Raw genomic sequence first — 11,642 nt, forward strand, 5'->3', positions numbered from 1 at the left:
CTACAGTCGCCTCATGGACCTGTACGAACGGGATCGGGAGCTCGCGGCGCTGGCGGGCGCGACCGCCGCCGCGGCCCGGGGCACCGGCGCGGGGATCGCCGTCGTCGGCGAGGCCGGCGCGGGCAAGTCCGCGCTGGTCGAGCAGGCCTGCGCGCGGGCGTCCGGGCTGCGGGTGCTGCGCGGCGGCTGCGATCCCCTCGTCACGCCGCGGCCGCTCGGGCCGTTCCGGGACCTGGTCCCGGGACTGCGCCCCGCCGACCTCACCGACCCGGCCGCCGCCTGCGAGATCGCCTTCGAGGCGTTGCGGGCCGAGCCGACCGCGCTGGTCGTCGAGGACGCGCACTGGATCGACGGCGCGTCGGTCGAGGTACTGCGGTTCCTCGTCCGCCGGCTCGAGGTCATGCCGTGCGCGCTGGTCGTCACCTACCGCGACGATGAGATCGGCGCCCAGCACCAGCTGCGGCCGCTGCTCGGCGACTTCGCCAAGCTTGACGGGCTGAGGACGCTGCGCCTGGAGCCGCTCACCGTGGCGGGCGTCGCGCGGCTGCTGGGTGACGGGCCGCTCGACGCCGCCCAGGTGCACTCGCTGACGGGTGGCAACCCGTTCTTCGTCGCGGAGGTCGCGAAGGAGCCCGACCGGCCGCTGCCGGCGACGGTCAGGGACGCCGTGCTCGCCCGTACCGCCGGGATCGCCGCCGACGATTTGGAGGTGCTGCAGCTCGCCGCCACCGCACCCGACCGGCTCGCCGACCGGGTGCTGCCGACACTCAGCGTGGACCTGCCGACCTTGCGCCGGCTGCACGACACGGGCCTGCTCCTGCGCGACCGGCAGGGCCTGGTGTTCCGGCACGAGCTGGCCCGGCTCGCGCTGGAGAGCACCATCCCGGCGGGCGGCGCCGCCCGCCTGCACCTGCGGCTGCTCGAAGCCCTGGAGCGCATCGAACCGCGTGACCCGGCGGTGCTCACGCACCACGCCGTCGCCGCCGGTGACCCGGCCCGCGCCGCCCGCTACGCCCAGGACGCGGCGGCGGAGGCGGCCAGGGCGGGCGACCACACCGACGCCGTCGCGTTCCTGGAGATCGCCGCGGCAAACGTGACCGGCGCCCCGCCCGGCGAACGGGCCCGCGTGCTCACCAGGCTCGGTTACGAGCAGTACATGACCAGCCGCCTGGACCGCGCGATCGACAGTGTCACCGCGACCTTCCCGCTCTGGCACGCCGCCGGGGACCGGGCCGGGCTGTCGGCCGCGCACGAGTCCTGCGCGCTCTTCGAGTACTACAGCGCCCGCCGCCGGCAGGCCGAGTACCACGCCGACCGGGCCGCGGCCGCCGCCCCGGCCCCGGCGGGCGGCGCCGAGTTCATCAAGGGGTACCTCGCCTATTTGCGCAGCGACCAGGAGCTCGCCGCCCGGCACTGCGCCGACGCGAGCCGCATCGCCGAGGCCGCCGGCGACACCGCCCTCGCGTTGCGCACCGCCGTCGTCGGCGCGGCGGCCGGGCTCGGGCTCGGCACGCCCGGTGCCCGGGACCGGCTGCTCGCCCTCATCGAGGACGCCAAGGCGCACGGGCTGGACGAGCTGGCCTCCACCGGGTACTCGAACCTCAGCTATCTCGACGTCGAGCAGCGCCGCCTCGGCGACGCCGAGCGCGTCCTGGAGGAGTCGCTGGCGTTCACGATCGCCCGGGACATCCCCATCTGCAACCACTGGCAGACCGCGGTCCGGGCGCGGCTGCGCTTCATCGGCGGGCGGTGGGACGCCGCCGCCGAGGACGCCGCCGACGTCCTCGCCCGCGACGGGATGCCCCTCGCCACGCTGTGGCCGCATCTCATCAGCGCGCTGCTGCCGCTGCGCCGCTCCGGCGCCGTCCTCGAACCCGCGCGGACCGTCGACGACCGGCGTGACGTCGCGCGGACCGTCGACGAGCACCTCGAGCTCGCCTGGGCGGTGGCCGAGCGGCTGGACGAGCCGCTGCGTCGGCTGCCCGTCCTGGCCGCGCTCGCCGAACGGGCCTGGCTGACCGGCACGACGGACCCGAGACTCGCGGACGCCCCGTCGGTGCTGGCCGCGGCGACCGGTACACCGGCGACGGCCTGGGTGGCGGGTGACCTCGCGGTGTGGCTGTGCCGGATCGGCGCCGAGGCGCCGGTCGACGTGCTGCGGATCTTCGCGCACGTGGCCGAGCCGCACCGGCTGATGCTCACCGGCCGGCACCACGAGGCCGCCGCGTGGTGGCGCCGGGCCGGCGCGCCGTTCGACGAGGCGCTCGCGCTGGCCGGCTCGCCCGCCGCCGAGGACCGGGTGCAGGCGGTCGAGCGGCTCGACCTGCTCGGCGCGACCGCCGTGTCCGACCGGCTGCGACTGGACCTGCGCCGACAGGGCGTCCCTGCGCCGCAGCGCCCCCGGGCCGGCACCCGGGCGAACCCCGCCGGGCTCACCAACCGCCAGCTCGACGTGGCCAAGCTCGTCGCCCGCGGCCTCACCAACGCCGAGATCGCCGGCAGGCTCTTCATCTCCGTCAAGACCGCCGACCATCACGTATCGGCCGTACTGACGAAGCTCGGCCTCGCCAGCCGCCGCGCGGTCATGGCCCAGGCGGAGGCGCTCAAGCTGTCCTGATCTCCCTCGCCGACGGTGTGCAGTCCTCGGCGCACTACAGATAACCGGTCGTGTGTCGCCTCGCTCATCCACGTGGAAGAAGACCAGGCAGAGCCGGCCGTTCGCCGGGGCGCCGCGGGTCAGGTCGACGCCGCCGCGGTCGTCCCGGTGCTCTCCCCGATGTTCAGGTCGATGCTCGCGCGCGGGCCTGCTGTCGCCGGTGGCAGTAACCCGAGGGCGTAGCTCCCGGACGTGTCGATCGGCGACCCGGGGCCGTTCAGGTGGAACACCCCGGGCGGCAGGTTCAGCGCCGTGGACGTGCCGTCCTCCTCGAACGTGATGAACCGCCGTCCTCGGCCATCGATGCCCGAGTGTCGCACGACGTCCGCCAGGGCGGTGGTCGAGCCCGAGGCGGCGACGCAGCGTCGGTTCGGCATGGTGGCTCCGCACGAGGGTCACATCCCCTCGTGGCTGGATGCCATGCTCAACGATCGTGTGTTCAGCAACCTGTCCGACCCCAGGCAGATCACCAAGGACTTCATCGCCAAGAAACGACCTGCAGAGCGACCCCAACGTGCCGCTCCGCTACGTCGCCCGCGAATGTTCATGGATGATGCCGCCACAGATCAGGTGTCGTCGGACTCGGGCGACGGCGAGATCGACGACCTGCGGCGGCACGTTCAGCGCTCGCGGGCCGAGCGACCGATGCGGCAGAAGACCCACGCCGTTGAACAGTCGGCGTAGTGAACACGCCCTGCCGCGTCAGCGTGAGAAGCTCGCCGGCTACGCCATGTCGTCACCGGCAGGTCCGTCATCGGTTGCCTGCCAGTCTCTCGGATCGGCATGGTCCGCAGTGCTGCGCTGGTTGCTGTGGGTGGGTGGTGCAGCGTGGCACGCCCGGCATCGGCGGCGAGGCGGCGCCGTCGGACCGGCGTCGCTCGCGCGCGCGTGGACCGTTCTTGGACGTATTGGACGTTCGGCGGGCGCAGCTGTGTCCGGGGGCCCCGGACAGCATTGTGTCCGGGGTCCCCGGACACTGCTGTCCGGGGACATCCTGTCCCCCGGGCATCCTGTCCGGGGGTGTCTGGGGGTGCTCCGCAGTGTCATGGTCGGCAGCTGCACCGGCCGGTGTTGGTGTGGTGCCGGGCTGCTGCATGACGACGGTGTAGCGGTTGACGCCGCCTGGTCCGGCGGCGAGTGCGACGTGCAGGTGGCCGCCTTCCTCGAGGCGACGCACGATGCGCCGGACGGTGCGTACGTCGAGTAGGGTTTTGCGGGCCAGGGTGTGCAGGGACGGCCAGGCGTTGGTGCCGTCGTCGGCGGCGTTGTCGGCGATGGCGAGCAGGACCAGCCGGTCGTTGCCGCCGACAGGGCTGCTGTCCCATACCCAGGTCATGACGCGGATGCTCATCGGCTCCTCATCCGTGGTTCGGGCCGGTCGTGACCGGCGGCTGCTGCTGTGTGCGGGGTGTGGGGTGGCTCGGGCTGCTGGGCGGTGCCAGTGCGTTCTCCCGCGGTACGAGGGCGGTGTGCTCGCGGTCGCCCGGCGATGCTGCGGGTGCCGTGCTGTGGCAGGTCAGCGGCCGCGGCGGCGTCGAGGAGCCCCGGCGCGGCGGGCCACGGCACGGGGTGTCGACCGGTGCGGGGCCGGTTCAGGTGGCACGAAGATGAGTACGTGCCGGTACGGCTGCAGCAGCCTGGCAGCGCCGGGTGCGGCCGCCGGCTGGGTCGGTCCGTCGCTGGTGGTGGCTGGGTCGTCGATGACGACGAGGTGCGCGCGGAGTTTGAACCCGGCGTCGTGGGCTTCGGTGAGCAGCCGCCAGCCGTGGTCGCCGTAGCTGTCCTCGGTTGGGCGGATCGGCAGGGTGACGATGGTGGAGCCGTGCTGGTCGACGAGGTGCTCGCCGGCGGCGAACAGCAGCGCAGCGTCGCCTGGCAGCCGGCCTGGCTGTGGTCTCGGCCAGCTGGTGATGAGGATGCCGACGCGGTTGCCTGCGCGGCTGCCGAGGTGGTGCAGTGCGGCGAGGTCTGCGAGGCGGTCGACCTGCCGATAGTGGCAGCCGGCTGCGCCGGCGACACCAGCCAGGATCGGGTCGTCGCCGATGACGACGATCGTGTCGCCTGGGTCGGCGTACATGGCCACGAGCATCGCTGCGAGCCGCGGGCTGCAGTTGCTGCCGGTAGCCGGGTCCTGCGACGCCTCCTGCGATGGTTCGACTGCCGTGTCCCACGACGTGTTCGGCCATGGATCGGCATCCGGGACGAACCACAGCGTGATCGGCACCAGCGGCGAATCCATGCCCGCTGGCGGCGCAGGCGGTGCGAAGGTTGGACCGGGACGGGTACGGCGCCGATCGGGTCGCCGAACAGCGCGTGGCTTCCGCGGAGATGGGTTGGCGTTCACGTGGGTGCATGGCCCAACCGGTTCCCGGTTCGTCGTCGAGGTCTCCGGTATCTCGGCAACGCCGACCAACCAGCGCACTGGTACGGGGACGCCCGCTGAACCTGCCGCGGGGCCGGCGAGTGCGGTTGCCCAACGACGCTGCACGGTTGGGTACCCGTCGTACCGGTCGTGATGCTTCGTTGACCAACGCGTTGGTCAACGCGTTGGTCAACGCGTTGGTCAACGCGTTGGTCAACCAAGCCGGTACGTGTTCGCCGGTACGTATCCGGCGGGCGCGGCAGCGGGTACGAGGTCGCACGGCGGCTCAGTACCGGCTCCGGCGGGTACGGCGGCCGGCCTGGTACGGGACGCCGCAACCCGTCCCCTACCGACGCGGACCGTACTGGACCGTGCGGTGTGTCGCCCGCGTACGCAGCGGCACGGCAGTCGCCGCTCGGTCCGAATCTGCAGCGTCCGGGAACCAATCGGTGCCGTGTTTGCCGGTCCTGCGTGCATGTCAGCGGCCGGTACCGGCCGTCCTGTGCTGCCGCTCCCCCGGATGCGCCGTACCCCGTTCCGGCCGTGCGCGGCGGTACCGGCCAGCTGACCGCGTACCCGTGCATGGCTCGGGCTGGGCTGTGGCGGTGTCGGGTACGGCTCACGCCATTCGCCGGCGTACCCGGTACCGACAGGCAGCGTCAGGCCGTGCCGACCGGATGACGGCTGCGGCTGGTACGGGCCGTGGTGTCGGCGGTTGGGCAACGGGTTGGGTCGAGGTGGGTGAATGTCCCGGCTGCCGGGCCGTGCAGGTGCCCGGCGTACCGACATGGAACGGGGATCGGGATGCGATCTGGCAGGGTGTGGCCGCGGACCGCGTTGGATGCGACGCAGGCAGCGTTCGAGCAGCTGTCGGACGGGGCGGCGCCGGTGGTGTTGGACTGCCGGGGGTTGCCGGGTGTGCCGCAGCGGCCGGTGCCGCTGGCGGAGTTGCGGATGTTGCTGCTGGACGACGGTACGCCGCGGCCGGTCCGGGACGCGGTGTGGCGGGTGCTGGTCGTGAAGGCGCGGCAGGACGGCCCGACGTGGCGGCTCATCGCGGTGGGGATGGCCGTGCCGGGGCTGCGCCGGGTCGCGACGCTGTTCGCCGGGAACTGGCGTGGTGAGGTCGCTGATCGTGACGCGGAGCTGCTCGCTGGGTTCCTGGACCGGCTGTACACGGTCGACTTGGACCGGCCGCGGGTCGCGGGCCGGCTGATTGATGCGGCGGAGCGGGCGGTGAAGGCGGCGCTGCGCCGCGCGACCGACCGTGTCGAGGCGTGCTGGGTCGAGCCGGATGAGGATCGGGTCGTCGCCGGGTTGCGGGCCGCGGGTTCGGCGCCGCCGCAGCGGCCGTGGGATCACCCGGACTGGGTGCTGCTGCGGGCGGTCGCGGCAGGGGTGATCGGCGAGGAGGAATGGACGCTGATTACCCGGACGCGGCTGGAGCGGTGTTCGGTGCAGTCGGTGGCGGCGTTGCTTGGTGTGGACGCCGTGCTGGCGGCGTCGTGGCGGCGGCGGGCGGAGCTGCACGTGGTTGCGGCGATCCGCAGTGGCGAGTTGGAGCACGTGCCGATGCCTGCGCTGCCACGCACGAGGAATCAGACGGCGCGGGCGCGGGTGATGCGCGGTCAGCGCGGCCTGGCATCGACGGTCCTGCCGGCGCTGATCCCCGCAGGCGCGTGACCCGCCCGGACCGGTGAGATCGCGGTTGGGTGACTGTTGGCCGCCGCCGCGGGGCTGCGCCGCTGGTTGGTCACCCAACTGGCGCCTTGGGTGGGCAGGAAGCGGGGTCGGCGCTGCTGGAGGCGATCGGCCCAGATTCTGCGTCATCGGGACATGCCAGTTGAGCGTGCTGAGCCCCGAGGGCGATCTCGATCCGTTGCGACGCCCCCGCAGATGCGGGGATCGGAGGTGTCATCGATGGTCCGTTTCGCTGTCCGTGCTGTGGTTGTTGCGGCGGTGACCGCGTCGGTCACTGCCGTGTTCGTCGGTACCGGCGAGCCGGCGTTCGCCGGTGAACCGGTCCCGCTTGCCGTGTATGACCTGCCGACGGTCATCAGCAACCTCACCAACACGGTCACGACGCTGCTGGCTGCGGTCGCGACGTTGTTCCTGACCCTCGGCGGTTTCCGTCGGGTGACCGCCGGTGGTGACCCGGCGGAGGTGGAGAAGTCGAACCAGGCGCTGCGCTCCGCCGCGATCGGCTACGCCCTTGCGGTCCTCGCACCGGTCCTGCTGACGCTGCTCAAGAGCATCGTGGGCAGCTGATGGGCGGCTTTCTGCTCGGTGAGGTGTTCACCGCGCTGGTCAAGATGACCATGGCGACGTTGGGGCACCTGTGGGGGTTGCTGGCAGCCACGGCGTACACGACCCCGGACGTGACGACATTGCCGCAGGTCACGACGATTTCCAATCGGTTGCTGCTGATCGTGAACGCGTCGTTCGGGCTGGCGATCCTCGCCGCGGCGGTCATGGTGATGGGCCGGGAGACGGTGCAGTCCCGCTACGGTTTGGCTGAGCTGGGACCACGGCTGGTGATCGGTTGGATCGCTGCGAACTTCGCGGCACCGATCTGCGGCTGGATGATCGGTTTCGGCAACAGTGTCACTGTGGCGGTCACCGGCGCCTCGATCAGTCCCGAGCGGGATCTGCGGCAGTTGACGGCGGTGTTGACGGCCTGTTTGAGCAGCCAGAACGATGCGCTGCTGACTGCGGTCATCGCGATGATCCTGGTGGTGCTGACCGGGATGCTGCTGGCGACGTGGATCATCCGGATTGGCACGTTGGTCGTGGTGGTCAGTGTGGCGCCGTTGGCGTTGGCGTGCCACGCGACACCGTTCACCGACGGGGCGGCGCGGCTGTGGTGGCGTTCGTTCGGGGTGTTGCTCGGGACCGTCACCGCGCAGGCGTTGGCGTTGCATGTGACGCTGTCGGTGCTGCTGGACCCGGCGGCCAATCTGCCGGGGATGATGCTGCCGAAGGACCCGACGGGCAACGGAACCGTCAACCTGCTGATCATCGTGTGCCTGTTGTGGGCGACCCTGCGCATCCCGGCATTGTTGCGCCGCGGTCTGGGCGGCGGTCGGCAGCAGAGCGTCGTCGGTGTCGTGCTGCGCATGGCGGTCATGCAGAAGCTCACGGGTGCGCTGCGGTTGCCGTTGCGGGCATTGGGCGTCGGCCGAGCGGGACGTCGGCTGCCAGTGTCCGGCGGTGGTGCGGGTCGGTCTGGTGTCGCGTCCGCGGTGCTGCCGTACTGGCGGCTGACAGCACCACGGCCGCTGCCGTCCACCGCGCCACGCCGCGATCCGAGCAGCGGTCCGAGCAGTCGTGCGGGAGGCCGTACGGGCAGCAGTCCGAGTCCGGGCGGCGGGGGTAGCGGCGCCCGTGGCGCCACACCGGCGTCCCGACCGGCGGCAGCTGCGCCACGGTTGCCGGTGCCGCCCGGTGTCAACCCAGCCACGGCCATGCCGAGGCGTCGACCGGCGTGGCAGGCGCGCACCCCGCCGGCCCGCCCAGGCCGGCCGACCTCATGACCGTCCGCCGGATCTGGACGCCGTCGGCGCGGCGCCCGGTCCCACCACTGTTTGGAAAGGAGCTTGCTGATGGACGCTGAGCTGGAGGTCCGTGCCCGCGTGCCCGCGGATGTCGAGGCACCGGACCGGATCGTGTTCAACCTGACCGCCAGGCAGGCGGCGATCCTTGTCGTGACTGCGGCCGCCGGCTACCTGACCGCCCGGGTCCTCGGCCCGCTCGTGCCGGTGCAGGTCCTGGTGCTGGTGTTGGCACCGTTCGCGGGTGCGGCGGTCACGCTCGCCTTGGGGCGCCGCGACGGGGTGCCGTTGGATGTGTGGCTGTGGGCGGCGGTGCGGTACTGGCGCTCGCCGCGGCTGACGGTCTCTGCACCGGTTCAGGCGGCGCCGGACTGGGCGCCACACACCGATCCGCCGGCCGGTCCGGTGCCGGGGTTGTTGCGGCTGCCGGTGGACGCGATCGCCGCCAGCGGCGCCGTGGACGTCGACGGCCACACGGTGGCGCTGGTGGCGGCCACGACGGTGAACGTCGGGCTGCGCACCGGTGCGGAGCAGGCCGCGCTCGTCGCCGGGTACGGTCGCTGGCTCAACAGCCTGACCGAGCCGGTGCAGGTGGTCGTGTCGACCCGGCGGGTCGATCTGACGTCGGCGGCGGACCGGCTCATGGACGTGGCGGCCCGGTTGCCGCATCCGGCGCTTGCCGATGCTGCGGTCGAGCACGGCGAGTTCCTGCTGGACGTGGCGGCGGAGCGTGACCCGCTGTGGCGCACGGTCACGGTGGCGTGCACGGCACCGGCCGGGCCGGGCGACGGGGTCGAGGTGTTGCGGCGGGCGGAGCACACTGCGGCGGCGTTGGCAGCGCTCGGCGGCCGGACCCGGGTGCTGGACGGCTCCATGGTCGCCGCGGTGCTGGCCGCTGCCGTCGACCCGTTCGCGCCGGCGGATGCGAGCTGGTCGCGGGTGCTGCCGCAGCAGCCGGTGACCGGCCCGGCGCCGCGCGCGGCACAGCTGCCGGCGCAGCCCTCGGTGCACGCTGCACCGCAGGCTGCACCGCAGACGATCCGCGGCGGCGCTCGTGGTACGGCGGTGCCCCGGTGAGCGGCGTGCGGTCGCTGCTGGCGGCGGTGTCCCGTCGGGCGACGCGACCGGCTCGACCGGCTCGGCAGTCGCCGGTGGCGGACCCCGCGACGCATGTCGCCGAGGTGGTTGGTCCGGCGGCGGTGCAGCACACGCCGCATTACCTGCGGGTCGGTGACGGCTACGTGGCGACGTTGATCGTCACCGGATACCCGCCGGAGGTCGGCATGTCGTGGCTGGAGCCGATCCTGGCGTGGCCAGGCCGGCTGGACGTGGTGCAGCACATCGAGCCGGTGCCGGCGGTGACGGCAGCGGCGCGGCTGCGGCGGCAGCGGGCACGGCTGGAATCGAACCGGCGCTTCGACATCAACCGTGGCGGTCTCGGCGACCCGGCCGTCGATGCTGCCGCCGAGGACGCCGCTGATCTCGCCGAGCGGGTCGCGCGCGGCGCGGCCCGACTGTTCCGGGTCGGTCATCTGCTGTGTGTGCATGCCGGGTCGGTGCCGGAGCTCATCGACGCGGTCGCGCAGGTGCGTGCGGCGGCGGCATCGGTGCTGCTGGACACGCAGCCCGCGACGTGGCGGCAGCTGCAGGCGTGGACCAGCAGCCTGCCGCTGGCGGCGGACAGCATCGGCTTGCGCCGCATCGTGGACTCCGACGCGCTCGCGGCGGCGTTCCCGCTGGGCAGCCACGACCTGCCGGCACCGCTGCCCGGTGAGGGCGCACCCGCTGGTGGGGTCCTGTACGGGTTGAGCACCGGCTCGAACGGGGTCGTGTGGTGGGACCGGTGGCAGCAGGACAACTACAACAGTGTCGTGCTGGCCCGGTCCGGCGCCGGCAAGTCGTACCTGGTGAAGCTGGAGTCGTTGCGGTCGCTGTACGACGGCGTCCACGTGGCGATCATCGACCCGGAGGGTGAGTATCTGCGCCTGTGCGACGCGGTCGGCGGGGTCGCGGTCGAGCTCGGCGCGGCCGGGGTGCGGGTCAACCCGTTCAACCTGCCGGTGTCGGACCGGCGCCCGGATGCGTTGCAGCGACGCGCGATGTTCATCCACACGCTGGTGGGTGTGCTGCTGGGTGAGCAGCCGCCGGCAGCGGAGCGTTCTGCCCTGGACCGGGCGGTCCTGGCCGCCTACCAGGCGGCGGGCATCACCAGCGACCCTGCCACGTGGCATCGGCCGCCGCCGCTGCTACAAGACCTGGCTGCGGCGCTCGCCGCCGGCGGCGACCCGGCAGGTCACATCCTGGCGGCGCGGTTGTCGCCGTGGGTGGACGGCTCGTTCAAGGACCTGTTCGACGGGCCGAGCACGGTGCGGGCGGTGGGGCCGCTGGTGGTGTGGTCGGTGCGGCAGCTGCCGGATGAGCTGCGCTCCGTCGGGATGCTGTTGGCCCTGGACGCGATCTGGCGCGCGGTCGACGCACCGACAGCAGGCGCGGGTGGTGGGCCGGACGTGCGGCGACTGGTGGTGGTCGATGAGGCGTGGACGCTGCTGCGGGAGGGTGAGGGTGCCCGGTTCCTATACCGGTTGTCGAAGGCTGCCCGCAAACGTCGTGCCGGGGTCGCGGTCGTCACCCAGGACGCGGCTGACCTGCTCGGATCCGATCTCGGGGTGGCGGTGATCGCCAACGCCGGTACGCAGGTGTTGATGCGGCAGTCGCCGCAGGCGATCGAACGGATCACGGAACAGTTCGCGTTGACCGCCGGTGAGGCGCGGATGTTGCTGTCGGCAGGGCGCGGCGAAGCCCTGCTGCTCGCCGGCGCGCACCGCGTGGCGTTCCAGACGGTCGCGTCCGCCCGCGAGCACGCGTTGTGCACCGGGGTCGCCGACGGACCCACCGCCGACGTCGGTGCCGGCGACCTGCCCGATGACCTGGGCGATGACCTCGGCGATGACCTCGGCGATGACCTGAGCGACGACTTCGGCGACCTGCAGGACGATCGGGGCGCGTGGTGACGGGCGGGGCGCCGCCCGCGGCTGCGGTGAGCGCGTCGGTCGACATGCCAGCTGGTTCGGCG

General features: G+C 72.8%; 10 protein-coding genes. 7 read left to right on the plus strand and 3 right to left on the minus strand.

Features of this window, described 5'->3' with window-relative positions; translation table 11 throughout:
* Positions 1 to 13: 13 nt before the first annotated feature.
* Positions 14 to 2,617 (plus strand): AAA family ATPase, encoded by a 2,604-nt coding sequence (locus OP18_RS25860; RefSeq protein ID WP_081971107.1) that lies wholly within the window; start codon positions 14 to 16, stop codon positions 2,615 to 2,617.
* A 119-nt stretch (positions 2,618 to 2,736) separates the two neighbouring features.
* On the opposite strand, the gene OP18_RS25865 is transcribed toward OP18_RS25860, so the two are convergent.
* Positions 2,737 to 3,033 (minus strand): hypothetical protein, encoded by a 297-nt coding sequence (locus OP18_RS25865; RefSeq protein ID WP_033361605.1) that lies wholly within the window; start codon positions 3,031 to 3,033, stop codon positions 2,737 to 2,739.
* Between the two features lie 43 nt (positions 3,034 to 3,076).
* On the opposite strand from OP18_RS25865, the gene OP18_RS25870 reads away from it, so the two are divergent.
* Entirely contained in the window at positions 3,077 to 3,340 is a 264-nt protein-coding gene (locus tag OP18_RS25870; RefSeq protein WP_156089777.1) for a hypothetical protein, read from the plus strand.
* Positions 3,341 to 3,407: 67 nt separating this feature from the next.
* On the opposite strand, the gene OP18_RS55525 is transcribed toward OP18_RS25870, so the two are convergent.
* Positions 3,408 to 4,007 carry a helix-turn-helix domain-containing protein gene (locus OP18_RS55525; RefSeq protein WP_081971108.1) on the minus strand — a complete coding sequence of 200 codons (600 nt, stop codon included), beginning with the start codon at positions 4,005 to 4,007 and terminating at the stop codon, positions 3,408 to 3,410.
* A gap of 165 nt (positions 4,008 to 4,172) precedes the next feature.
* The gene (locus tag OP18_RS25875; RefSeq protein ID WP_156089778.1) at positions 4,173 to 4,733 is read right to left on the minus strand and encodes a hypothetical protein; all 561 of its coding nucleotides are present in this window, start codon (positions 4,731 to 4,733) and stop codon (positions 4,173 to 4,175) included.
* 1,239 nt (positions 4,734 to 5,972) lie between these two features.
* On the opposite strand from OP18_RS25875, the gene OP18_RS25880 reads away from it, so the two are divergent.
* From OP18_RS25880 to OP18_RS25900, 5 genes are all read left to right on the plus strand, one after another.
* Positions 5,973 to 6,701 carry a hypothetical protein gene (locus OP18_RS25880; protein ID WP_156089779.1) on the plus strand — a complete coding sequence of 243 codons (729 nt, stop codon included), beginning with the start codon at positions 5,973 to 5,975 and terminating at the stop codon, positions 6,699 to 6,701.
* A 237-nt stretch (positions 6,702 to 6,938) separates the two neighbouring features.
* Positions 6,939 to 7,286, plus strand: coding sequence for a pilin (locus OP18_RS25885; protein WP_081971109.1), 348 nt, complete (start codon positions 6,939 to 6,941; stop codon positions 7,284 to 7,286).
* Entirely contained in the window at positions 7,286 to 8,551 is a 1,266-nt protein-coding gene (locus OP18_RS25890; protein WP_052387318.1) for a hypothetical protein, read from the plus strand. Before OP18_RS25885 ends, OP18_RS25890 begins: the two co-directional genes overlap by 1 nt.
* A 69-nt stretch (positions 8,552 to 8,620) precedes the next feature.
* The gene (locus OP18_RS25895; RefSeq protein ID WP_052387319.1) at positions 8,621 to 9,646 is read left to right on the plus strand and encodes a PrgI family protein; all 1,026 of its coding nucleotides are present in this window, start codon (positions 8,621 to 8,623) and stop codon (positions 9,644 to 9,646) included.
* Between the two features lie 74 nt (positions 9,647 to 9,720).
* Positions 9,721 to 11,580, plus strand: a complete 1,860-nt coding sequence (locus OP18_RS25900) for a VirB4 family type IV secretion system protein (protein WP_063745589.1) — start codon at positions 9,721 to 9,723, stop codon at positions 11,578 to 11,580.
* Positions 11,581 to 11,642: the final 62 nt, after the last annotated feature.

Origin of the sequence: Dactylosporangium aurantiacum, from assembly GCF_000716715.1 — a bacterium.
Taxonomy (GTDB): Bacteria; Actinomycetota; Actinomycetes; order Mycobacteriales; family Micromonosporaceae; genus Dactylosporangium; species Dactylosporangium aurantiacum.